The sequence below is a fragment of the Bacillus methanolicus MGA3 genome, assembly GCF_000724485.1.
GTDB classification, from domain to species: domain Bacteria; phylum Bacillota; class Bacilli; order Bacillales; family Cytobacillaceae; genus Bacillus_Z; species Bacillus_Z methanolicus_A.
In genome coordinates, this window is sequence record NZ_CP007739.1 from 1,546,869 (window position 1) to 1,571,344 (window position 24,476).

Below are 24,476 nucleotides of genomic sequence, written 5' to 3' on the forward strand. Positions count from 1 at the left end.
GTAATGTTATTTATCATAACTTTATTTGGTTTAAAATTCGTTTTGATAGATTAACCACAACAGAGAATGTTTTGGAGATCTAAAATTTGTACTTGTAAAGAGGAATATCAGTTCGTATCCATTCCACTGGGATTGTATGTCTGATATTAGCAGCGATATCTGTTCGATATTGATATGTACCCACTACTTTTCCAATTGCTATTGCAGAACGATATTTCAATGGAAGAGCCACTAAGTCTCCTTTTTGGATGCGGTGAATAAATGCCCAGATTTGTCCAACCTTATTAGCCGCTTCATTTTCTGTCGCTTTCGGATAGACTTTATTAAAAAGCTCTTTTAATTGCTCCCTTGTTTGTATAGAAGAAAGATCAGGTAGTTCGTTCCAACCGATGACTGCTACCCCGTGTTCTAACGCTGCTTCTTACTGCTCTCCGTATCTTCCTGCTCGAACTAACCATACTGCCATTTTTATTCCTCCTGAAGCTGACTAAATAAAAAAGATTTCAACCAATTAATAACAAATGGTTATGCTTTTTTATTTCGTTTTAAGCGGTACATATAAATCACGTTGTTCTAGCGTCGAAAATAAATTCTTCCTTCTTTCGAAAAAGGATATTCCATGACCGCACCAATTTGTGTATCTACTGTATTGGACCGGACTTTTAAGAAGATAGCTGTATGAAACTGATAATGTAACTGGGCAATACATAATTCCACTTTAATACGGTCTAAAACAGTTAAAAGAAATCGGTGAAAAATTGTGCTTTGTAATATCATATTGAGACAATGTCTATATATCCTCTAAAATTATTTTTGCTGTTGTGAGCCTCCGCTACCTGATAACCGATGTTTTCTTTTTTCTGGCATTCTTTGTTTTTCCTTGAGCTGGCCTTCTATCGCTAGGGTCTTTGTCTTTACCTTTCCACTGTAAAACTGTTTCTGTTTCTGTCGTTCTTAAATCATAATCTCTGATATGTAATAATTTTTCCTTTGGTATTAATGGTTTTAAAGTTTCTCGGTTGGTACTAGTACCTATTCTCAATGCTTCTTGTATTTTAATCATTTTCATTCATGTTATTTGACTCTTTCATCATGTTTAAATATGTTTGGTATTTAAGTTCATCATCCACTGTATTGAATCTTCCGAAAATTAAGTCCATTGCATTTCTCACTACTATACTTGATATATCAGATCTTTCATAGTAAGCCTCTTTTTCGTATAGTGTCCATTCTGTTCTCTTGTATCCTTTCCCATTAACTGACTCAATATATGTTCTTTGGCTCTATACACTTCTTTTTTGTTACCTTCTCTTTTGGTAAATTTACTGTTAAAAGGTGGATTATGTTCTAAAATTAAATCTATTTCTAAAATATTTTTCTTTGGAAGAGGCTCGCACTCATCTAAAATATACAAGTCTATGTTATATATGTATTTATGACCTTCTAATACCCTAGTGGCTTTATCTATTCCATTCAAATGTTTTTTAACTCTAGAAGAAAGATTGTCAGCCTCTCCTATATAAAGTATCCTTCCCCCCTTGTCTTTTAAAATATAAACTCCTGCTTGAGTAAATGTTTCTAACTTTTTCTCCTCACCAGCAAAAATATTCTCTACAATTGTGTATTTAACATCTATCTTTCTCTCAGCCATATAACATATCCTCCATAACAATTTATTTAATCGTAAATGTTTGTGATGTTTATCTGAAAAGTAGACAAACAAAACAGAGAGATTATAACTTCCCTGCACATCTATAATCGCTCACTCAAATGCAAACATTCCTGTTTTATCGAGCCTATGCTCTGCTCCTTAAACTTATAGTTTGAAACAGCTACTATTTCTCAATTGTTTTTCTTTTGATATATTCCTTTTTACTCAATTCATGTATCGAGCAATTTGATTAATAGATGCACCTTTATTTGCAATTTTGTTCATCTCACACTGAATAAATGATATAACATCTTTCATATTCACGACATGGATATGTAGTATAACCATACTTAACCTTACCTTCAATATCTATACAATGATCTAAATGTTCTGGTAAAATATATCAAGGGAAAATTGGAACTCTAGACAAATAAGAAAGCATGTGCTAATATTTAAACAGATTACCTCAATTTGTTTTGGTTGCAATTATCATTTTTTTATACGATTTATCAAAGTTTATACGCTATTATTAAGTTAACTTACTGTTTTATCATTTTTTTATCCTTCACTATATATTATGTAAACTAGAAACAAAAGCGAACAGACTCCGATTCTCCCCTCAAGTCCGCATTATAAAGCTTATCAGGAACATTCAAGTTCCTGATAATTTTCCGGGGTTGTCGTTTTAACATAATCTTAATACATATTTGCTTCATTTCTGGAGATAATTGCAATATTTATAATATTTCCAGTCAAATCATTGGGTGATTTTTACGGTTCATAGTTATGTATGGAATTTACGAAACGAATGGAAAATCCCAAAGGGAAACCGCTACTCGATAATATCAAGCTGTTTCGGATTCACCTATGGGACAACAACAAAAAGTGGATTTTAGAAAAATCAAAGTGAAAAATCAAAAAGGAAAATTAGTTGATTTATATCTTTATGGAATTAAGTTTTTCACACTCGCCTCATCAATATAAAGAGTGGTTTGATCGTCTATTTACGATGAGAGTTGTCATTCAAGGAACCTGGGCTATTAAGATATGTGGATATATACCTCAAGCTTTCGTATCGTTTCACTCATGAAAACTATATTTTCTTGATCATCTTGAATTAAGACTTATTTAAAAACATGATAATTTCAGCTTTTCTCTTACTATCTTTGACATCTCGTAAATCAAATGCAATTTTTTGACCTTTCTTAGAGGCTATTATTGCTTCTTTTTTGGCTCTATGGAGACTAATTTCATTATCACTAACTACAATTATTTTATGGTCCATGCTAATCCCCCATTTATATTGAAATGACCCTTGAACTTTGCCGTTTCCTACTGTTTTTAATGCGTTGGATTACTCTGTTTAATTCTCTCGCTTGTTGCAACACCCCAATTAACAACTCTACGGTGTGATAACATGCATCGGTATTGAGCGTTTCCGCTGTTGTATGTTCGTTTTGATATCCAACTGAAAGGTTTACGCTTTGGATACCATGTGAAGCCCAAATTCTTGTGTCGCTGCTTCCTCCATTTGTGCACTTCCATCCTTCTAAGCCTTGGCTCTTTGCTATTTCTTCAATAAAAATTCCGTATCTTTCATCGCAAAATGGTTCATATCCGCCGCATGATGTGACAATGTCACTGGTACCGCGTCGGTCTACGATAAACGCAGCGTCAACATCCCATAGAAAATAATCATCTACGTTTCTAGCCCCGGCTAAGCCAATTTCCTCTTCCACAGTGAAGATAAATTTAACTTTACCGTTAAAATTGAATGTGTGGAGACGCTCGGCAAGTTCAAGTAATATAGCTACACCAGCTCGGTCATCTGCACCTAATATGCCTTTACTGCTGGACCAAATCGATCCCTCTTTTACAATTTCTCTGTCTTCCTCAATGACATCGACTGTATCTAAATGGGCATTTAACAAAATTGTAGGGCCATGGCCAGTTCCACAAACTTTTTGGGCAAGGATATTTCCGGTTCGGTCAACAGATAGGAAATCTACATGCGGACGTAAATTTTCAATTACAAATTGACGAATATCTTCCTCATTTCCGCTTTCCCCATTAATCGATAAACACTGTTCGAGCAGATGAAGGAATAATTGCTTTCTAATAAATTCTAACTCTTCATTCAGCCATTCTTTTTGAATCTTGTTAAGCTTTTCTGTGATGTCAAGAAGCTGCTGGCGTGGTACTGACATTCTTACCGCCCGATTTCTTGTGTAAAATCTTGATACGCCCGCCGCACGTAAAACTTTACTCACACACTCCATATCTACCCATTCAGCAAAACAGATCGTTGGCTTTTGTCGTTCATGTCCATCGCAGCAGTAAATTGTGTGAAGCCCAAGGCGGTTCAGCTGCCGTACCATTCCAGAAATATAAGTGTCAAGTTCTCTAACTTTTGGTTCTTCTTTCCCTGGACGAAACCAAAGTCCTTCCCCTCTACCTCGAAATTTAAAATCTAAACAATTTAACCATTTATCTTCTGAGACTACAGGACTTAAAATTGTTAATATTCCTTGTTCAAAGACATATGATATAGAAAGTTTTTCTAGATTTTCTAATAAAAATGCCAAATTCTCTTCTGTTTCATTCCAACAATTAAATACATTTAGACTTTTCTCTTGCACCATAAACCCGTGACGAATGAATAAACGATACCAATTTTTCATCGTATCATCTCCTTTTTGTTTATGGATTTATTATTGCAAAAATGCGATGACACCTCTGTCATCGCATTTTTATGATAAATATTCTATTTCTTCATCTACTCGGTACATCACAATATATGGCAATGTCCGATCAAAGTAATAGGCTGTTTCACCTCTATAGTTGGTAGTTTGAATGATGGAAGGAATTTCGCAACTTCTCAATTTATTTCTAAGTCTGCTAATCGCTTTAATCAAAGCATCTTTATTTACTACTCCCTTAACATGAGAATCAAGAAAGAAATTGTGTAAAGTGATTCGTGTAGCTGGAGAATCAACAGAGCTTTTCGTAAGCAAATATCGGAGCATATCCCCATGATTTTGACTAATGTTTACTTCGTTTTCATTATAGACAAGTTTAATATTTCGATCATTGAAGTAAAGTACGATCGTATTTAAAGGTACATTGGTGATAAGTTCTTCACACTCTTCCTTTGAACAAGTTGTCGTCTCATCTTGACTAATTTTATAGAATGCATGTCTTTCCAAGTATTTTTCATTTTCTGTTAAACTCTGATAAAGTGAGGAAAATTCATAATTCGGTAGTTCCTGCTGACTTTTATATGGTAATCCAATTATTTTTTCATACGTATACTTTGCAATGTGCAAGGCACTGTTCGTTAAGTATAGGTGAGCGTTCACTACCTGTTTTTCATTGAGACAATAATCTTTTTGATCATAATATTCTTGATTCTCTATTGCCTTCTGAAAATAATGCAATGCACTCTCATAATCCTTATGTTTGTACGATAAAAAACCAAGTCTATACGCTGCAGATGGGTTTCTGCTATCATAATTTAGGGCCTTTTTAAGACAATGGATGGCAGTTTGGTCGTCCTTTTCATACTGCATTTTAAGAAATGTTCCATAATGGATTAAATTAAAAACAAGCTTCTTAGTGACGTATTTAAGATAACTATTATCCTCTTTTTTCTCTTTACCTAGTTTTCTGAGTCTGTTATATATTTCCTCATAAACTTTTATTTTCCGAGAGTATAAGGAATAGTCACTTTCCTGTTCCTGATCATGCAGTTCTTGTTCCAGTTCCTCTAGTTCTTCTAATGTCATTTTCTTTAAACGCATTTTATACTCTCCTTCTAGTCGGCTAAATAGTATCGACCAAGATGATAACATTGATATTGATGAAAGTGAATCTGCTGTTTTGCATTCAGTTTGAATACGTAAGGTTTTCAATCACTGTCCTTTATTTAAGTGAAGGGTTCATTTATTTATTCGGAATAGCAAAGGAAATTGGTTACATTCTTATCGATCATTTCTCATGACATAGTAATTCTTTTTCTACATCTACACAATAATCAAAATATTTTGGTAAAGTATATCTAAAAAAGGAACATTTATGTTAGTGAGGTGTATTTATGGACAACAAAATCTTATTGGAACGCTTAGCAAAAATACCTGAAATCAAACTTAATAAGCATAAGAAGAGCGATCTTATTAATGGAGAATGCATTACACGAAAACCTTTTCATCGTAGAAAAAATGTCATTGGTGATATAAATCCGAATGGTAACAGTTTTATTTTATATAAAGATGGAAAATGGGTTTCGAAAAATAAGCTCGGAATAAAAACAATTGAAGAAACTATAGAATGGATCAAGAAAGATATTGAATTGCTCAGTAAATAGAATTTTGAAATTCCCTTCGATTTTTGCTTCAATTAAGCAATAGAGAAAACTTGGCACCTCCAAGTTTCCTCTATTTTTTATGTTGATTCTAAATAATAGCTCGATTTTTTTCTTATAAGGACACATTTTTCATGTTAATGATTTTTTTTATATTTTCCATTCACACCACACCTATATATTTAATAATTTTACAATAAGCCAATTAATATTATTAAACATTTGTTAAGGTTGGTAATAATTTCCTCAAAATCGCCGGTTTAAAATTCCTCAGAAGGATCATGACAAATCCTTCTGGGTTTTTTTGCAGCTGTTTTTCCTTTAGTCTATAGCTTTCGTCCTTTAGGTTAAAAATTCGGGAATGATGGAGAAGACGGTCTAACATGGCGGTAGTTATGATGGAATCTCCCATCATTTCTCCCCATTCGCTAAAACCTTTATTTGAGGCCAAGATAATTGGTCCATGTTCTTTTGGCGATTACCTGGAACAGATAATGCGCACTGCCTGGATCTAATTTTGAATAACCCATTTCATCGATAATGGTCGGCTTAATAAAGATCCTTAATTTCTTTTCAAGCTTCCCATCTTGTTAGGCTTTTCTTAATTGTGTAAATTAAATCATGTGACGTAATATATCCTCTCGAAATTGCCTTCTCCCTCTTCTTTTGATGGGGATTTTTATATTTATTATGAAAAGTATTGATTATATAAAAAAATAATTATATATTTACTTTGTAATTATATAACTCGGTAGGAATATTGTAACCAAACTGATCAAAATTGCTTCCTCTATATTCATAATCATTGTCAGAGTCAAGTGGCAGCAGATTTTACTTAAAGAACTTCATAAGGAGGTGAAAAAATAACCAAATGGAACTTATTCAAACCATGTCAGAGCATTTTAAGTTATTAGGTGATAAATCACGTCTTACCATTCTTGCCTTATTAAGAGAAAAAGAACTATGCGTTTGTGACATAGTTGAAATTCTTCAAATGTCACAGCCAAGTATTAGCCAACATCTTCGAAAATTAAAGGATGCTGGTTTGGTTTCTGAAACACGTAAAAAACAGTGGATATATTATTCTTTGAATATCGGAGATAAGCCTCATATTCAGACAGTTTTAGAACATATCCCGTCCCTTAAATCGAAGTTGGACGAATTAGAAAATAACAAAGACAGGTGTTGTTAGTATTAGTAATGGGAGAAAACGATGCGAAAAAAATTAATCGCTGAATTTATTGGTACTTACTTTCTTGTATTTGCCGGTACAGGAGCAATTGTTATTAATGAAATCACCAAAAGTCTAACTCACATTGGAATTGCTCTTACGTTTGGACTTGTAGTGATGGCGCTTATATATACTTTTGGACATATTTCAGGGGCACATTTTAATCCTGCTGTTTCAATTGGTTTTGTTGTGAACGGAGATATTAGTGTACTTGAATGCTTATTTTATATTATTTCTCAGCTTCTTGGAGCATTAAGTGCAAGTGCAACACTTTATGCACTTTTTGGGAACATAGCGAAACTTGGATCCACTTTACCGAAGTTTTCCTGGCAACAATCGTTCGTTTTAGAACTTATTTTAACATTTGCTTTAATGATGGTCATTTTTGGTTCTGCCGTTCATGGTAAAGCGGTTAAATCATTTGCAGGAATAGCCATTGGAGCTACCGTTGGGCTTGAAGCTATGTTTGCTGGACCAATATGCGGAGCATCAATGAATCCTGCTCGTTCCATTGCACCAGCACTAGTTTCTCGTCATTTGGATCACTTATGGATATATATTGTTGCCACCATTTTAGGAGCAGTTCTAGCTTCTTTGGTTTATAAAACCATACATGAATAAGTGGTTTATAGGCTATACATTTAAATAATTCTTATTACGAAAGAAGGATTGAAAATGGACAAAAAACTTGTTTATTTCTTATGTACAGGTAACTCCTGTCGCTCTCAAATGGCTGAAGGTTTTTTGAAAGCTTTAGGTGGAGATAAATATGAAGTCAAAAGTGCTGGTCTTGAAGCTCACGGTTTGAATCCCCGTGCTGTTCAAGTAATGAAAGAAGCAGGAGTTGATATTAGTCACCATACTTCTGATGTGATTGACCCAGAAATTCTAAGTCAAGCTGATTACATTATTACTTTGTGCGGTCACGCCAATGACAACTGCCCAGTGGTCCGTAATGACAAAGCTGAAAGATGGCATTGGGGCTTTGATGATCCAGCAAAAGCAACGGGAACCGAAGAAGAAATTTTGGCGAAGTTCCGTGAAGTTCGTGATTCCATAAAAAAACGCATTGAACAGTTTGTTAAAGAAGGAAAATAATAAGAAGTTTCATTCAAAAATTAATATCAATAAAGCTTTTAAGAATAGCGAAAAACGGAGATTCCATTTGGAATCCCTGTTCCCCATTCTTTAAAATACCATAAGCACGGTCCTTTACCGTTCGTAATTTGAATGAAAGCTCATAAATGTGATCGTAGGTTCATATATTAACGGCTTTTTTTCATTTGATAAACCATCCATGCATATGGCTCCGGCCATATTATATGATTTCGACTTCCTTCATAATAACCCTGTTCACACATGATCTTGTAAATGAATTCTGAATGAACTGTATAAACAAACATAATAAAGCTCCTATGTCACATCGTTATGGTCTTAATACCATCTAACAACACGTAAACGTCTACTTCAAGCGTGTCAAATGCTATTTAAATATTTAGATTGTCTGTTGTTAATTTTCTTTAAACCTTTTTTTAGATCTTCGAAACTTACTATCTCATTTTTCAATAAATATTAAGTGTTGTATCCCTGCACCTAGCTCTAAATTTCATAAACTTTGCAAAGCGCTGCGCATTGTTTCACCCGAATAAAGCTCTGGCAGTTTTAGCATTATAAATCCATTTAGGAATCGATTTAATTTATAGATATCAGTTTCAATGCCATTTACTTTATCTGCTTCCATTTTGTATTTAGACACTCTAATCATTTCATTAATTTGTGAAATGATGCTTCTGTCATTAGTGCTTGTATATGATACCTGGCCACATTTGTTAATATATTTTTGTCTATGTGTTTCTTTCACTTTATCTGCTTTCAGATTATTTGCAATTTCGTTTACAATAATTTCATCAAACTGTTTAAAATCCCCTTTTTTTAAACCATAAATAATAAAATTATATCGTGTCATATTATTCATCACCAAACACTTCATCATTTTCAATAGGGCTACAAGGTTGGTAATCTTTATTTACTTTTAGCAACTTTTTCACCTCGCAAATATAATTAGCTTTTATTGATATTTCTACGTAAACGTTGTGGTAATTTTAAGAAATATTAAAAATATATTTTACCATAGATATACTTTATCCAATAAGAAAATCCGGGCTATGCCATAAGCCCGGTCTTTAACATTTTATATTTTGAATAAAAGCTCATGAATGTGATGCCTCCATACTGTTCAGCAACCCTAGATGGTATAGTCCTCCGGTATAAAAACTCTCAACTGTTTTGGTTTTACAAATACTTTTTCTCCCGTTTTCAGTTGCAAGTTTTTGTATAAATCTTTTGTTAGTTCAGCTTCAAGAAATTCTTCTGTATCGTTTCTTTTTAATTCCAGGTGAACAATAGGGCCTACTATATGAATATGCTTGATAGTGGCTGAAACTCCATCTTTGCTGCTTGCTTCTTTTTCGATGCTAATATCGTGAGGTCGAACATATCCAACGGCTGCCTTGTTTTCTGTTTCAGAAAATTCCGGGGCATCGATTTGGAATTTACCGTGATGGAGTTTTCCTTTATGAAGACGGCCTCGGAATAAATTCACATTTCCTAAAAAGTCATAAACAAAAGGACTGTTCGGATGATCATACACCTCTTCAGGGGTTCCGATTTGTTCGATTCTTCCTTCGTTCATGATCACAACACGATCTGCGACGTCTAAAGCTTCTTCTTGGTCATGAGTGACAAAAATGCTTGTGATATGAAAATCATCATGTAATCTTCTTAACCAACGCCGAAGATCTTTTCTTACTTTTGCATCTAAAGCGCCGAATGGTTCATCTAGTAATAATACTTTTGGTTCAACCGCTAATGCCCTAGCCAACGCAACTCGTTGCCTCTGACCTCCGGAAAGCTGCGATGGATATCGATTGGCATAAGCTTCTAACTTCACTAACCGCAGTAATTCGTATACCTTTTCTTCAATTTCTTTTTTTGAAGGGCGCGACTTTCGTGGCCGAACTTTTAAGCCGTAAGCGACATTGTCAAAAACATTCATATGATGAAATAAAGCATAATGCTGAAAAACAAATCCCACTTTTCTTTCTTTTGAACGAATATGAGTAATATCTTTATCATCAAAAAGAATTGATCCTTGATCGGCAGCTTCTAATCCTGCAATGATGCGAAGCAGTGATGTTTTACCGGAACCTGATGGTCCAAGCAGTGCTACTAATTCACCTGTTTGAATATGAATATTAATATCATCAAGAGCTTTAAATGAGCCGAACGATTTTGAGATATTTTGTATTTTTATACTCACTTACAAAAACTCCTTTCACGAAATATATTGAGTCATTTATTTATCTTTGTTTTCCATTCAATAAAATTTTTGGCAAATAAGGTGATGATCGCGAAAATTGACATTAATGATGCAACTGCAAAAGCTGCTGTAAAATGATATTCATTGTATAAAATTTCAATATGTAAAGGCATTGTATTTGTTAATCCACGAATATGTCCAGAAACGACGGATACAGCTCCAAATTCTCCAATCGACCGAGCGCTGCACAAGATAACCCCATATAATAAACCCCACTTGATTTTCGGGAGAGTAACATGCAAAAATGTTTTCCAACCGTTTGCACCTAAAGTGAATGACGCTTCCTCTTCTGCAGATCCTTGTGCTTGCATTAATGGAATAAGTTCACGAGCAACAAACGGCAGTGTGACAAATAACGTTGCAAGAACAATACCGGGAACTGCAAAAATGATTTTTATGTCGTTTTCAAAGAGCCATTGTCCAAGAAAATTATGAGTACCAAATAATAAGACAAAAACTAACCCTGCAATAACTGGAGAAACTGCAAAAGGAAGATCAATAATGGTAATCAAGATATTTTTTCCTTTAAAATCAAATTTTGAAATTAACCATGCAGCAGCTACTCCAAATATGGCATTTAATGGAACCGTCATTAATACAACAAATAATGTTAATTTAATAGCTGCCAAAGCGTCTGGATGACGAATGGAAGCAAAATAAACATCGATTCCTTTATCAAAAGCCTTTACGAAAATGGAAATAAGAGGTAATACAAGAAATAAACTCAAAAACCCTAGGACAATCGCAATTAGCAGCAAGCGAACAAGACGTGGTTCTGTTGTACTCCTAGGCGTTTGCAGCGGTAAATTCGATCTTTGCATCGGAATATAACCAGCCATGAAAATCCCTCCTTAACTATGTACAAATTTTCTATTCATCCACCACTGAAATAAGTTAATAAGCAATAATAGAATAAATGAAATGACTAACATTACCATGGCGATGGCAGTTGCTCCTGCATAATCATATTGTTCCAGCTTTGTCATAATTAAGAGTGGTGTAATTTCTGTACGCATTGGGATGTTTCCAGCAATAAAAACGACTGAGCCATATTCCCCTAGAGCTCTCGCAAATGCTAAAGAAAATCCGGTAATGATCGCAGGCAAAATTTGTGGAAAAATAACTTTTATGAATGTTTGTAGTCTACTTGCACCTAGACTTGCCGAAGCTTCTTCAATTTCTTCATCTATATTTTGCAGGACTGGTTGAACCATACGAACAACAAACGGTAAACCAATAAAAGTCAAAGCAATGATAATGCCTATTGGAGTGTACGCTATTTTAAATCCTAGAAATTGCCCAATCCATCCATTAGGTGTATACAATGTCGTTAAAGAAATCCCGGCTACAGCTGTTGGTAATGCAAAAGGCAGATCAACTAATCCATCTGCAATACGTTTTCCCAGAAAATGATAACGCACTAACACCCAAGCAATTAATACTCCAAATACAGCGTTTATCAGAGCTGCTGCAAAAGATGCCCCAAAACTTAATTTATAAGAAGCTACGACTCTAGGTTCTGATATTGTTTCCCAAAAATCCTTCCACCCCATACTAATGGTATGAAAAAAAATCATTGATAAAGGAAGTAAGACTAGAAGGCTAATGTACAGCATCGTAAATCCAAGTGATAATCCGAATCCAGGCAATAGATTCGGTTTTCTCCTTTTTAATATTGAAAAACTTTCCATGAAATCCCCTCTCCAAAAATGGCTTAATAAATTAGAAAAAAGTGAAGATAGATACATAGATATATCTATGTACCTATCACTGAAACCATTTATTTAGGCTCATAAATTTGATCAAAAGTTCCACCATCATTAAAATGGATTTCCTGAGCTTTTTTCCATCCGCCGAATTTTTCATCTATTGTTACTAAATCAATTTTCGGAAATCTATCTCTATATTTTTTTAGTATTTTTTCGTTTCGAGGACGATAATAATGCTTAGCAATAATTTCTTGGCCTTTATCTGTGTACAAGTATTTAAGATAAGCTTCAGCTACTTTTCTTGTACCTTTTTTGTCTACAATTTTATCAACAACAGCAACAGGCGGTTCAGCAAGGATACTGATTGACGGAACGACAATTTCAAATTTATCTTTTCCTAATTCGTTAACTGTTAGAAATGCCTCATTTTCCCAAGCAATTAGTACGTCTCCAATTCCTCTTTCAACAAAAGTGGTCGTAGAGCCGCGCGCTCCTGAGTCCAGCACTTTAACATTTTTATATAATTTTTTCATAAAATCTTTTATTTTCTTTTCATCGCCATTGTATTTTTTATCTGCAAAAGCCCATGCTGCTAAATAGTTCCACCTTGCACCACCGGAAGTTTTTGGATTAGGGGTAATCACGGAAACATCTTTTTTGATTAAATCATCCCAATCCTTAATCCCTTTAGGATTTCCTTTTCGAACAAGAAACACGATTGTTGAAGTGTAAGGAGTAGAGTTATAAGCCAAGCGTCTTTGCCAATCTTTTGCAAGTAAGCCTCTCGCTTCGGCAATCATATCGATATCATAAGCCAAAGCCAATGTAACTACATCAGCTTCAAGACCATCAATAACTGCACGGCCTTGCTTACTTGATCCTCCATGGGACTGCTGAATTGTTACAGTCTGCCCTGTTTTCTTTTTCCAATATTTAATGAACTCTTTATTAAAATCTTGATATAACTCGCGTGTCGGATCATAAGAAACATTTAATAATTCAACTGGGCTTTTGTTGGACGCTTTTTCATTCGTTTTTTCATTTTTTTCTTCATTACTGCTTGTTTGATTGCTGCTGCACGCAGCTAGTACAACTGATAATAGAGTGAAAACAAGAAAAAATTTTAATAATGGTTTTTTGGCATTGAACATGATTTAATCCCCTCTTTTATTATTTTTTAAAATAAAAAGGCTGCTATCTTAGAAATTAAGATAAGCAGCCTTCAGTATGTCTGATCAGCGGAAATAATAGTATTTTATGAAGTTTATATCGTTATCTTATCCCTACTTTTCCAACCAGTCAAGTAGGGATTTAATATTTTTTGAAGCAACATTATAAATATTGTTTTATTTTTGCTACTGTATCTCCTATTCCTTCATGGATAACAATATCGAATAAATAGTCCATTTTTGTTGGTGATTTATTAATGATTGCTTTTTTGATTTCAGGAGCACTGTTTAAATAAACAGGAATTTGATTTACAGGATATACTTCAAGACTTGTACCCATGGCGATAAATAGATCGCTTTTATACGCTTTATTCAATGCTTCTTCGAAATGTTGAACCATGCCGCCAAATAATACAACATCAGGTTTTAAAATAAAATTACAAACTTCCCCTTTTTTGTTTGTTTGATTACATCTTGGAATTACATGTTCGTTAATAAACTTTAAATCGTATTTTGTTTTGCATTTTGGACAAGTAGCAGTTTGCAAAGTTCCATGCAACTCAATAATGTCGGAATTTCCAGCTTTATGATGTAACCCGTCAATATTTTGCGTCAAAATTGTTACATTTTTACCCATCTCTTCTAATTCTTTTAAAAATAAATGTCCTTCATTTGGATCAAAATTTCCCATTAATTTTAAGGAAAAAATTCGTTTAAATTTACTCCAAAAATCCTTTGGATTTTTCTCAAAATAGTATTCTGATATATAATTTTCTACATTATCTTCTTGTGAATAAATACCATTATCGCTTCTAAAATCAGGAATTCCCGATTCTGTACTCATTCCGGCTCCAGTAAAAATTGTAATGGTTTTTGCATTTTTAATGATTTGTGCAAGTTCTTTTATCTCTTTCATGGTACTCCCCTTTTCTTGTTGTTTCATGCTGACTTTATTTTGAAAACCTTTCGATGCTAATAAGAAAAGAAGAAATTTTTTTATAGAAGACTATTCGAAAAGTATCCCCTTTTAGTTGGTTGCATACTAAAACCTCTCCTTATGCATTTCTTTTAAAAACATTTTTGTAATTGGAAATCCAGAACTCTCCCCTATAACAGAATCAATTCCACAATGAGGACAAACGGCTGTGTCTTCATTATCCCACCATTCCGTTATTTCAACAGGACTAAAAATTTTCAAACAATAAAAACAGCCACAAATAGTATCTTTTTCTAAATCTTTTCTATTATTAAGGCTAAAACGATGTGCTTTTTTCACGTGGTTTTCCATCACTAGTTCCTATCCCTTTCTCTATATCTGTATTACAATTTAATTGGTTTTACTTTTCTTTATTAAACTAAATGCTCCTTTGTTGACAAAGCTTAGGAGTTGCCGAATCTACCCCCATTCCTAAATTCAAGCCTTCAATAGTAGTTTAATATGAACCTACCCAATACCAATTTTCATCAAACTTTTTTATTTCTTTCAAGTCTCCGCCAAAATCACTTCCTGAAAGTTTTTGGCCGTTTGGTGAATACACAAATCCTGAAAAACTATCTGAAATGCCTCGAAATTTTATTTGAAAATTCAATCAATCTTCAAATTCCACATATTTAAAGAAATATTAACTGTAATATCTTTCATTCAGTATCTACTATAACCGTTACTGGACCTACATTACCTGGTATTTTTAACTTCGTTGCCCTCAATTTTAAATATACTCATTTTTGCATATGTATTATCTGATGTAAAATAATACTGTCCATACAGAGCACAAAATGACAGGATTGAAATAAAAAGTATTGTTAGAATTTAATTAAGGAGTTGGGAGATATGGCATTGGTTGAATCATTACAGAAGGCGATCGATTACATGGAAGATCATTTATTGGATAATATCACAATTGAAGATATAGCTAAACAACCCAATATATCTCCCTCTCACTTTCAGCGTATATTTATGATATTGACCGATATATCTGTTGGAGAATATTTGCGTCGTCGCCGTTTAACATTAGCAGCTCAAGAATTGTCTAGTACAAATAGCAAAATAATCGACATTGCCTTTAAATATGGCTACGATACACCGGAGTCTTTCTCAAAAGCTTTTCGTAAACAACATGGTGTTACTCCAAGTGAAGCAAGAAAAGGGATTGGAAAAATACAATCCTATAACCGACTGACGATACAGGTAAATCTGAAAGGAGCAGAACCAATGAAATATCGAATTGTTGAAAGAGATGCTTTTCAAGTAGTAGGGGTTAAACGAGAATTTCCATGTGGTGCAGAGGATGCAGGGATTCCAGGTATTCCGGAATTTTGGAGTGAAGCCAATGAAAATGGAACAGTTAATAAATTGATCCAATTAAACAGCGGACAAATAAAAGGTCTATTAGGTCTTATTGAAAATTTTAATGAAGAGAAAAACACGGTTAACTACTGGATTGCTGCAGAACATAGTGGTGAAGTACCAGATGAATTTTCGAGCTTAGAATTACCTGCATCCAAATGGGTCGTTTTTGAAGTGCGAGGACCTATACCTTCCGCTATGATAAATACTTGGAAGCAAATTTATTCAGAATGGTTCCCATCTAACAGATATGAACAAGCTGAAATAGCACCATTTGAAGCATATATAGATTCAGATCTGTATAGCCCAAATTCATATAATGAAATTTGGGTTGCAATTAAATAGCAATGAAGTACGGCTAAACATTAAAGAGACTCCTTCTTGAGTCTCTTTTGCGGTTTGGAGTTCAGAAGCTCAGCCTTTTTTAAAAGCGTTAATACTGTGTTCATTTAGTTGTGTTTATTATTAAATTTTGAGCTTTTTACTTCAATCTCTTCAAAAATACATAACTCGTTTTAATATATTCCATTTTTTCTTCATAAAAACGATGGGCATCTGTCCTTTGTAAGCCGGAAGATAAGGAAATAAGCTTATATCCATTTGCTTTTGCCCATTTATGGACATATGTAAGGAGTTTTTTGCCATAGTTTTTTGAACGGTAGTTTTGGTCAGTAACTAAATCACATACCCAAATGAAGCGGCCGTTGTACAACGTGATCATCGGCATAAACCCGGTAACAGCAACAATACGGCCATTGTCATATAAACCAAACATCTTATAGCAGTCTTTTTCTTGCGCTTCTCTGACTAATTCGACATATGTGCTTTCATCAAGATGGGGCCTTAACTGTTTCATGACTGGAAAAGCTTCTTTCCACTCAAACTCTTCTATTAATTCTTTAATTAACCACGGATACCTTATCAATCAAACGTCGATATCGATGCGAATCAACCTCTTTATGCACAACACGTGCGAGATGATGTTCAGGGATGAGGATTTCTAAATCTAGTGGTAGAATAAGTTGGTCCATGTTATATAAATAAAGGAAATATGATCATGTTTAATGAGAGAATCGCTCCTTTGGTGGTTGTTGTTTGGCCACTTCAATTTTACCAAATGGTGCGATTCTCTTTTATATTTTTTTAAAATAAGAGGGGCGACCTCTTAAAGGAAATTTTTAGTTCTTTTTGGGTCAGCCCCTCTTCAACGTTTTTACAAAGATTTTTTATTTTGTAAAGTTACTATTGCAACAGCTGCTATAATAAAAATACCACCAATAAAGAAATTAACGTCTAACTTTTCATTTAGCAAAAGCCATCCTAAGAAGGAACCTACAATTGGCTGGCAAAAGAAAAACAATGAGCCTATTCCAGCATCCATAAGCTCCATTCCTTTATTCCAAAGAAAAAATGCTCCAGCGGTTGAAACGATCCCAAGATAAATAACTCCTAAAATGATTAAAATGTTTTGATAATAAACATCATTTGATTGGAGTTCCCATATCATTGCTGGCGTAGTAAAAACAAGTGCAAATAATACAGCGTAAGTAGTTATTGTTAGTGACGAAAAACGTTTTGAAGCAACTTTTACATAGACTGACAATAACGCCCAAGAAATTGCAGCTCCCACTAATGTGATACTACCTAACAAGTGGGTTCCAACATTTGTATCCCATCCAATTACAATTAAAACTCCAAATGTTGCTAATAACACTGAAATAATCTTTCGAACAGTCAGCTTTTCCTTTAATACAAACTTTGCAAAGACTACAATAAAGGCTGGTGTTGCAGATGTAATTAACGCTCCAGTATGTGCATCAGATAATTTTGTACCAATGAATTGAAAAGCAATAGATACAAAATAACCTATAAAACCAATCCAGACTATTAGTAACCAGTCACGTTTCTTTATAGTTACACGATTTTTATTTTTAATCTGAACGGTTTTTAATACAGCAAACAAAAAAACAAAAGCTATGACATAACGCAGCCATACTAACGTTAAAGGTGGAATAAAATCTAAAACATATTTGCTAACTACATACATACCGCCCCACATACTTGCGGCTAAAGATAAACATATTGCTCCAAGTAAATTTTGTTTCATCATTATAATACCTCCGTCTATGAAAAGGGAATTTTAAAAAAGAATTTCCCCTAAGACGAGGCATGACTTTTATGTTAACTATTCATCCCTCGACTTAGGAATGAATAGCTGGTTGGTCATTTTCAAAAATATCTAAATATAACCTCATGATTTAACCCTCCCCACGAATTGTATTTTCTCAATTTTAACACATTTTCATTAAGGAAAAATTACTTAACTTATCATTTTCTTATTCCACTATCCTCTCTGTTAGTCGATTGAACTACTCACCGCTTAACACCCTGACGGGTTGTTTGAAGCGGGAGATTCCTACGAACACCGAAGTAACCTTCAGTTATCTTAGTAGGCTAGCCCCGTCGCACCGACGGTTAGAAGCCTTATAGCTTCATTTTTAAGAATTAAGCAAAAGAGTGATTAAAAGTTGGTGATTTTCAAGTATTGTACTATGATAAATTTAATTCCATTATTTAAGTTGGAAATGGCATGGGACTGTGACCCCTTACTCATACACAAACTAGAAAACATTTTAGCTAAGGAGTGGTGAAAATGGCACGTGTTTTATTTATTAATGCCGGATCAGAAGGACATATCAATCCAACTATTGGAGTTGTGCAAGAGCTTATTTCGCGCGGCGAAGAGGTTGTGTACTTTACGATAGAAGCTTTTCGAGAGCGAATTGAGAAGACGGGAGCTACTGTACGAACATTGGACGGTCAAAAATTTATAAAAGCCTTTATCTCGGGTGGAAGAAATTATTTACTTGAAAGAATCAACGGTCTGTTGCGTACGGCAGATATTGTGATACCTAGTGTTCTGGAGCAAATCGAAGGAGAACATTTTGATTACATCATCCATGATTCCATGTTTGGTTGTGGACGTTTACTTGCCCAAATCCTTAAGCTTCCGGCAATCAATTCTTGTACTTCCTTTGCGCAGACTAAGGAATCATTCGATAAAATGTTGGAACAGCTTTCTAAAAACATTCCTACAGAAGTGGTTAAAGAAATAAACGATGAATATCAAAACTTGACGGCAATGGTGAAGGAAAAATATAATGTGGAGATCCATTCCCCTTATGAAGTTTTTTGTAATCCTGCACCGCTTACCATCGTTTATACAACTAGAGAGTTTCAACCATTTGGAGAAGCGTTCGACCAAACTTACAAATTTGTAGGTCCATCCATCTCTTCACGAATATCACAAGAAAACTTCGACCTTACTGAAATCAAGGGGAAAAGCCCAATTTACATTTCACTGGGTACTGTCTTTAACCAAGCCATTGATTTTTATAAGCTTTGTTTTAAGGCATTTGAGAACACTGATCATACCGTTGTCATGTCGATTGGGGAAAAAGTTCAAATATCTGATTTAGGGGAGATCCCTAAAAACTTCATTGTAAAAAATTATGTTCCACAAATTGAGGTGCTGAAATACAGTAAATTATTTATTACACATGGTGGAATGAACAGTACCAATGAAGGTCTCTATTACGGGGTTCCGCTCATTGTAATACCACAAAGCGCGGATCAGCCGATCATTGCCAGGCAAGTTGCCAATAACGGTGCTGGTATTAAATTACAAATGCAAGGCTTGACTGCAAATCAACTACGTGAAGCCGCAGATCATGTGTTAAACACCCCATCTTTCCATAAAGCTGTTTCAAATATAAAAGAATCCTTTCAAAAATCGGGTGGATATCACCAAGCTGTTGATGAGATTTTTGAATTTAAAAGTACATATAATATCTAAATATAAAAATATCTCAGCTGCCATTATTGGTGGCTTTTTCTTAGTGGTTACGGCAATTCCTTTTTTAATTTAGAAATGGAATAGGAACTATTATAAAAGCTATATTGTGAAGTTATACATTTAAAGTTTTTTCCATAATAATAGCTAAAATAATTAGTGGTTTATTCGATTAAAGGGCGCGATAACTGAACAATGAGCAGTGGGTTTTATTCGGTAAATTTTACTATAAAATTTCAATGTTCTTCCTGCCCTGTTTAATAAAAAAGAGCCACAATCAAGGATATGTAGCCTTTGGAGGAATGAGGTGAATATAAAAAAGCATCCAAATTGATGGATGCTCAAAGTATTTATCCCCCCAACAAATAATTATATCAAACTTGTACGAGCTTCCAGCAGTGCTGTCGGTTTCTTACATTCATTGACCCTTTAAATAAAAAAAGAAGCCAATACTGGCTCCTGAACTTTTGCTCGTAGATGGTCTTTTATCAACTTTCTACTTGTCTTTTTCCATATATTCTTTTATTTTTCTTTCTTCCCATTCTGATCCGAATTTACCAAATGCAAACGTTGATACTCCGTGTACTATCACTCCAATTCCCCAGCCTGCAAGCGGGTATAGGAACCACCAATTACCCGCATCTGAAATTAGGTTAATAACAAAAAGCATAGCATTGACTAAAATATAAACAATTAAATGAATATAAAATGCTTTTAGATTTTCCACTCTTTTTTTCGCTCTTAAATATTTTTCATCTTTTTCGATTTTCAACACCTCCCATAATCGCAAACAATTTACATTGAATACTCTATATTTCAGAAATACCCCCTTCACACAATTTATGCTGTTTTTACGCTTAAGGTAATGTGGCAGTTTGCACTCATTAATTAGTTATGCGTAATTGAACATCGTTATTATTTTTTTTGACGACAAGAATTCCCCCACTTCAAATTTCTAATTAAGTGGGGGATGATTGGCGCTTATAGGAGCTTTTTCGTTTTTGATACCTGATATTGAATTTAAGATCCCGTTTGTTGAAAATGTTTGTGGCTCCATCAGATTAAAATGTGGTTTTATAATAGAAAATAGTTGCATCTAATTTACCAGTTGCAGATTTCGCATAGTAAGGAATCCGTCCAGCTTTAATAAAACCTATTGAAGTATAAAGGTGATTCGAAGGGTCTCCTTCTCTTGTATCGAGAACTAATAACGACCTTCCCTCTTGTTTTGCTCTTTCTTCAGCCTTTTGCATTAGTAATCGGCCGATGCCATTGCGGCGATAATCAGTGTGTGTCATCAATTTTGCGATTTCCGCTCTATGATCACCGTTCTGCTTAGTACATAAATGCAACTGTACACTTCCAACTATCTGTTTGTTTATTTTAGCGACAAATAGAATCACATCGGGGTTTAATATGTTTTCCCAGTATCTTTTCGCCTCAGAAAGTTTCAATGGTGGTAAAAAGCCAATCGATGCACCATCTTCTACTACTTGTATCAGAAGTTCTGAAAGCTCATCAATATGTTCTCCTATTGATTCTAATTGTTCGATTTTGATTTCACTAACCAACACAATCACCTCAATTTCGTATGCTATCCTCCCCTATATAACACGAAGAACTGTTTTTTCACAACAGACATGTTAGATTTTATCAAGCACCTTGTTGAATATTATTGCCTGTTAGGTTCATAGAAAACCTCTACAAAGCAGCCAGTTCTTTAAATACCTAACTCGTTCATATTATTAGGACAGTCAGTTATTTCTGGTTAACCATTTTTTTTACATTCTTCCTTCATCCTTCAAAAAATTTCTAATTTCACTTACCCTAGGTATATGATAAACAGGCATTGTGAATTCAAAATGAATGGAACGAACAATTGAAAAAACCGCCTGAAGGCGGCAATCATCATATGGCTTGTTTATGCGATTCGGAAGTTGTCTTTCTTATGATGAATCGTCTGTCGATATAGAAAGCTGCAAACAATGCCAGTAAACCAATCAGCAGCGGAATTCCGAAAGCTTCAAGGGAAAACGGGCTGCCTTTAAGGGTTACATGGTTGGCACGGTATTCTAGTCGTTTTGCTCCATATTTAGCAGTTAGAATGTCCTCTTGTTTGGCTAAATCTTCAAGCGGCGCTTCGAATACAAATCTATCTGGCGAATCACTGTGCAAGAACAGGAGCTCCTTCGCCTTGCCCTGCTCGTTCCATTGTTTTATGTCCTCCGCAGCTAAAGTTTTTGCCTGCGTTCCCGGAACGATCATTTTATCCACCTTCGGAGTTTTCGACATTTGATATCTGGCGATTAGGTTAAGGTGATGTTTTGTAACAATAGGCTGTTTCGAGCTTGAAATAGTAAAGACCTTTGTTGTTCCGGAAGCAGAATACGTATCAAAAATCGAAGCCAATGCCCCTTCCTCCATACCGTTATACAGCAAAACACCTGTCTTTTTCTTTTTCCATTGAAATGCTAAATTTGCAATATAAACTGCTTCGCTCCGATCGATATAATAAGGGTCGATCTTTGGATTTTTAACGAAGTGGTAGGAAGGATAATGCATTTCTTTTGCAATTTTTTCTGCCATAGGTTCGCCTAATTTTTGTGAGATCACATAGAGGACGGCATCGATTCCTGATGTTAGTCCAGCCGAAGCCACGATGTTACCGTCATGTACATACCGAAGATCCCTTTTCCAGTGAGTGTCAAGATATTTCTTTTTCGTTTTATCGAAATACTGCCAGTGTATGGTTGCAGATTTCCCTTTCAATAAACCGGTGTCGGCAAGATTCGCTGCCCCGCCACAAATACTTAACAAAGTGGCATCTTTATGTTTTTGTATCCATTCCCGAACAGGTTGATATTTCTTTTTGTCAACCATAGGCATGTAAGGGATCACGATAATGTCGGGACTTTTTCCTAATAAACGATCCATTTCTTTAAAGGAGTAGTGCGGTAATAAATCGAGACCTCCTGTTATTGACTTCACCTTATTGTCCGGAGCAACAGCAAATACATTAAACTCACCTGTCATAGCGAACATTTCGTACGGAACCATAAAATCGAATACTTCCGTGGTTGGATTCGATAACAGGACTGCCACAGTTGGTTTATTCGGGTTATAATCAGGTCTTTTCACTTTTTGTAAATAAGGAACGGGCTGATTGCGAACGGAGAACCAATAATCCCTCTGAGAACGGCTAAATCCGATTAATCCGATGCCCCCCAAAAATATAACGAAAATACCTACATAAACAACGACACGCAACATTAACCTCTTCATTCTTCTTTCCTCCTGTAAAATGTTTAATTTTACTTACCCCAGGTACACTATAAACCTGTTTTATGAACTCAATATGAACGGAACAAATAATTGAAAAAAAATAAAAAAACCGCCTAGTGGCGGAATTTAGATAGATTCTTTATTTTGCATGCTTCCATCACTTTGGCAGTTTAACAGTAAAAGTTGCACCTTCCCCCAAGCGTCCGGATACTTTGATATTGCCATTATGAATATCTACAATTTTTTTGACGATCGATAAACCGAGTCCATTTCCTTTTACAGTATTATTGCGAGATTTATCAACTTTATAAAATGGCGTAAAAATATCTTCCTGTTCCTCTTCCGGTATTCCGGGACCATTATCTGTTATGGAAACGACATTCTGATCTTCTTTCATCGCTGCTTCTATATAAATCTTTCCGTGCTTTGGAGTGAATTTGATGCTATTACTCAGTAAATTGATCCATACCTGATAGAGTTGGTCTTCATCCGCTTGAATTCTCATTGCCTCAAGCTGAAGGTCAATTTCAATTTCTTTCGCTGCCCATTGAGGTTCCAACGCAATGACGACTTTCCGCAATTGTTCATCCAAACGATAACTCCTCACCTTCAACGGATGTGTCTCTTGTTGTAAATAGGATAGCCGCAGCAAATTTTCACTTAATCGCGATAACCTCTCGCACTCTTCTTCAATGATGGTTAAATAATGGAGGCGGCTTTCCTCACTCATTTTCTTCTGTTTTAACGCCTTCGTAAATCCTGAAATGGAGGTTAAAGGTGATTGAATTTCATGCGAGACGTTAGAAACGAAATCTTGCCGCATTCGATCCAGCTTAGCCAGCTCTTTCGCCATTTCATTAAAGCTAACGGTTAAAAGACCAATTTCATCCTTGCGTTTCGTATGAAGCTCAAAATCGAATTTTCCTTTCGCCATATTCTTGGTTGCATCCGTCAATCGAAGAATCGGGTTTACGAAATAGCGTGCAGCAACTAAAATCAGAAAACTGCCGAAAAACAAAATAATGATGTACATGATATGAATGGAGTTCATGATTTCTTCCTCGATACTATTCTTCTCCACCGTTAGAAATAAAGCGTAAGGCTCCCCGTCAACCTGAAATGGAAGTCCGATTATAGGAGGATAAGGCTCCCTTTTATTGATATCTCGAGCGATATCACCGGCAAGCACGGTCTTAATATATATAGGATCAACCTGTATTTCCCCATTTTTTTCATCAAGGAGGGGCTTGCCATCCTTATTATAAAGTTGGAGAAGGTTACCGGTAAGGCCTGAGAAGTTTTGCATAAATGGTATCAAATTAGCTGAAGGTGCAGACTCATAGGTTTGGATAAATTTTTTACCATTCGTAATCAGAATTTCTTCTACCAAATTTGTAATTCTTTCTTGATACAGCAGGGAAGTAACAAAATATGCAATGAACAGACTCAACATGACGATGCCAACGAATATTAATACAACACGGGTATATAGTGA

General features: G+C 34.9%; 25 protein-coding genes and 1 pseudogene. 6 read left to right on the plus strand and 20 right to left on the minus strand.

Translation table 11 applies throughout. The features are described 5' to 3' along the window. Positions 1–79: 79 nt before the first annotated feature. From BMMGA3_RS18355 to BMMGA3_RS07550, 6 genes are all read right to left on the minus strand, one after another. Positions 80–232, minus strand: a complete 153-nt coding sequence (locus BMMGA3_RS18355; RefSeq protein ID WP_004433877.1) for a hypothetical protein — start codon at positions 230–232, stop codon at positions 80–82. Between the two features lie 600 nt (positions 233–832). Next, complete coding sequence (locus BMMGA3_RS07535) at positions 833–1,069, minus strand: hypothetical protein (protein WP_004433879.1); 237 nt, start codon at positions 1,067–1,069, stop codon at positions 833–835. 105 nt (positions 1,070–1,174) lie between these two features. Beyond that, entirely contained in the window at positions 1,175–1,651 is a 477-nt protein-coding gene (locus BMMGA3_RS07540) for a GIY-YIG nuclease family protein (protein ID WP_004433881.1), read from the minus strand. A 1,117-nt stretch (positions 1,652–2,768) separates the two neighbouring features. Then, positions 2,769–2,936 carry a hypothetical protein gene (locus tag BMMGA3_RS17870; RefSeq protein ID WP_004433883.1) on the minus strand — a complete coding sequence of 56 codons (168 nt, stop codon included), beginning with the start codon at positions 2,934–2,936 and terminating at the stop codon, positions 2,769–2,771. Between the two features lie 13 nt (positions 2,937–2,949). Continuing rightward, the gene (locus BMMGA3_RS07545; RefSeq protein WP_004433884.1) at positions 2,950–4,332 is read right to left on the minus strand and encodes a M20/M25/M40 family metallo-hydrolase; all 1,383 of its coding nucleotides are present in this window, start codon (positions 4,330–4,332) and stop codon (positions 2,950–2,952) included. 69 nt (positions 4,333–4,401) lie between these two features. Further along, positions 4,402–5,451, minus strand: coding sequence for a tetratricopeptide repeat protein (locus BMMGA3_RS07550; protein WP_004433885.1), 1,050 nt, complete (start codon positions 5,449–5,451; stop codon positions 4,402–4,404). 293 nt (positions 5,452–5,744) lie between these two features. Between BMMGA3_RS07550 and BMMGA3_RS07555 the strand changes: the two genes are divergently transcribed. After that, on the plus strand, positions 5,745–6,014 hold the full coding sequence (locus BMMGA3_RS07555; RefSeq protein WP_004433886.1) for a hypothetical protein: 270 nt from the start codon (positions 5,745–5,747) through the stop codon (positions 6,012–6,014). Positions 6,015–6,225: 211 nt separating this feature from the next. Here BMMGA3_RS07555 and BMMGA3_RS18770 read toward each other — a convergent pair. Further along, positions 6,226–6,541 (minus strand): annotated as a pseudogene (locus tag BMMGA3_RS18770) (ATP-binding protein). Positions 6,542–6,882: 341 nt separating this feature from the next. Between BMMGA3_RS18770 and BMMGA3_RS07565 the strand changes: the two are divergent. The 3 genes from BMMGA3_RS07565 to arsC are packed head-to-tail and all read left to right on the plus strand — an operon-like array spanning position 6,883 to position 8,340. Continuing rightward, positions 6,883–7,203, plus strand: a complete 321-nt coding sequence (locus BMMGA3_RS07565; RefSeq protein ID WP_004433888.1) for an ArsR/SmtB family transcription factor — start codon at positions 6,883–6,885, stop codon at positions 7,201–7,203. Between the two features lie 21 nt (positions 7,204–7,224). Continuing rightward, entirely contained in the window at positions 7,225–7,863 is a 639-nt protein-coding gene (locus tag BMMGA3_RS07570; RefSeq protein WP_004433890.1) for an MIP/aquaporin family protein, read from the plus strand. A 54-nt stretch (positions 7,864–7,917) separates the two neighbouring features. Continuing rightward, complete coding sequence (gene arsC, locus BMMGA3_RS07575) at positions 7,918–8,340, plus strand: arsenate reductase (thioredoxin) (protein ID WP_004433892.1); 423 nt, start codon at positions 7,918–7,920, stop codon at positions 8,338–8,340. A 508-nt stretch (positions 8,341–8,848) separates the two neighbouring features. Here arsC and BMMGA3_RS07580 read toward each other — a convergent pair. The 7 genes from BMMGA3_RS07580 to BMMGA3_RS07610 all read right to left on the minus strand — a co-directional run bounded on the left by BMMGA3_RS07580 (position 8,849) and on the right by BMMGA3_RS07610 (position 14,787). Further along, a complete protein-coding gene (locus tag BMMGA3_RS07580; RefSeq protein WP_412150971.1) occupies positions 8,849–9,235 on the minus strand; it encodes a DUF6933 domain-containing protein in 387 nt (128 codons plus the stop codon). A gap of 252 nt (positions 9,236–9,487) precedes the next feature. After that, positions 9,488–10,561 carry a sulfate/molybdate ABC transporter ATP-binding protein gene (locus BMMGA3_RS07585; RefSeq protein WP_004433898.1) on the minus strand — a complete coding sequence of 358 codons (1,074 nt, stop codon included), beginning with the start codon at positions 10,559–10,561 and terminating at the stop codon, positions 9,488–9,490. A 32-nt stretch (positions 10,562–10,593) separates the two neighbouring features. Continuing rightward, positions 10,594–11,460, minus strand: a complete 867-nt coding sequence (gene cysW, locus BMMGA3_RS07590; protein ID WP_004433900.1) for a sulfate ABC transporter permease subunit CysW — start codon at positions 11,458–11,460, stop codon at positions 10,594–10,596. A gap of 12 nt (positions 11,461–11,472) precedes the next feature. Further along, positions 11,473–12,312 carry a sulfate ABC transporter permease subunit CysT gene (gene cysT, locus BMMGA3_RS07595; protein ID WP_004433902.1) on the minus strand — a complete coding sequence of 280 codons (840 nt, stop codon included), beginning with the start codon at positions 12,310–12,312 and terminating at the stop codon, positions 11,473–11,475. Between the two features lie 89 nt (positions 12,313–12,401). Next, on the minus strand, positions 12,402–13,481 hold the full coding sequence (locus tag BMMGA3_RS07600) for a sulfate ABC transporter substrate-binding protein (RefSeq protein WP_004433904.1): 1,080 nt from the start codon (positions 13,479–13,481) through the stop codon (positions 12,402–12,404). A gap of 181 nt (positions 13,482–13,662) precedes the next feature. Further along, on the minus strand, positions 13,663–14,415 hold the full coding sequence (locus BMMGA3_RS07605; protein WP_004433906.1) for an NAD-dependent protein deacylase: 753 nt from the start codon (positions 14,413–14,415) through the stop codon (positions 13,663–13,665). 126 nt (positions 14,416–14,541) lie between these two features. Beyond that, complete coding sequence (locus tag BMMGA3_RS07610; protein ID WP_004433909.1) at positions 14,542–14,787, minus strand: hypothetical protein; 246 nt, start codon at positions 14,785–14,787, stop codon at positions 14,542–14,544. 543 nt (positions 14,788–15,330) lie between these two features. On the opposite strand from BMMGA3_RS07610, the gene BMMGA3_RS07615 reads away from it, so the two are divergent. Further along, complete coding sequence (locus BMMGA3_RS07615) at positions 15,331–16,191, plus strand: AraC family transcriptional regulator (protein WP_004433913.1); 861 nt, start codon at positions 15,331–15,333, stop codon at positions 16,189–16,191. Between the two features lie 136 nt (positions 16,192–16,327). Here the strand turns inward: BMMGA3_RS07615 and BMMGA3_RS07620 are convergent, their stop codons facing one another. Further along, entirely contained in the window at positions 16,328–16,750 is a 423-nt protein-coding gene (locus BMMGA3_RS07620) for a GNAT family N-acetyltransferase (RefSeq protein ID WP_034669319.1), read from the minus strand. Positions 16,751–17,059: 309 nt separating this feature from the next. Next, the gene (locus BMMGA3_RS07625; protein ID WP_004433917.1) at positions 17,060–17,953 is read right to left on the minus strand and encodes a DMT family transporter; all 894 of its coding nucleotides are present in this window, start codon (positions 17,951–17,953) and stop codon (positions 17,060–17,062) included. A gap of 546 nt (positions 17,954–18,499) precedes the next feature. On the opposite strand from BMMGA3_RS07625, the gene BMMGA3_RS07630 reads away from it, so the two are divergent. Then, positions 18,500–19,702, plus strand: a complete 1,203-nt coding sequence (locus BMMGA3_RS07630) for a macrolide family glycosyltransferase (protein ID WP_004433920.1) — start codon at positions 18,500–18,502, stop codon at positions 19,700–19,702. 493 nt (positions 19,703–20,195) lie between these two features. Here BMMGA3_RS07630 and BMMGA3_RS07635 read toward each other — a convergent pair whose 3' ends face one another. The 4 genes from BMMGA3_RS07635 to BMMGA3_RS07650 all read right to left on the minus strand — a co-directional run bounded on the left by BMMGA3_RS07635 (position 20,196) and on the right by BMMGA3_RS07650 (position 24,434). Further along, positions 20,196–20,465 carry a 2TM domain-containing protein gene (locus tag BMMGA3_RS07635; RefSeq protein WP_034669321.1) on the minus strand — a complete coding sequence of 90 codons (270 nt, stop codon included), beginning with the start codon at positions 20,463–20,465 and terminating at the stop codon, positions 20,196–20,198. Between the two features lie 295 nt (positions 20,466–20,760). Then, positions 20,761–21,279, minus strand: a complete 519-nt coding sequence (locus BMMGA3_RS07640; RefSeq protein ID WP_004433923.1) for a GNAT family N-acetyltransferase — start codon at positions 21,277–21,279, stop codon at positions 20,761–20,763. Positions 21,280–21,607: 328 nt separating this feature from the next. Next, positions 21,608–22,981 (minus strand): DJ-1/PfpI family protein, encoded by a 1,374-nt coding sequence (locus tag BMMGA3_RS07645; protein ID WP_004433925.1) that lies wholly within the window; start codon positions 22,979–22,981, stop codon positions 21,608–21,610. 157 nt (positions 22,982–23,138) lie between these two features. Next, positions 23,139–24,434, minus strand: a complete 1,296-nt coding sequence (locus tag BMMGA3_RS07650; protein ID WP_004433926.1) for a sensor histidine kinase — start codon at positions 24,432–24,434, stop codon at positions 23,139–23,141. Positions 24,435–24,476 lie beyond the last annotated feature (42 nt).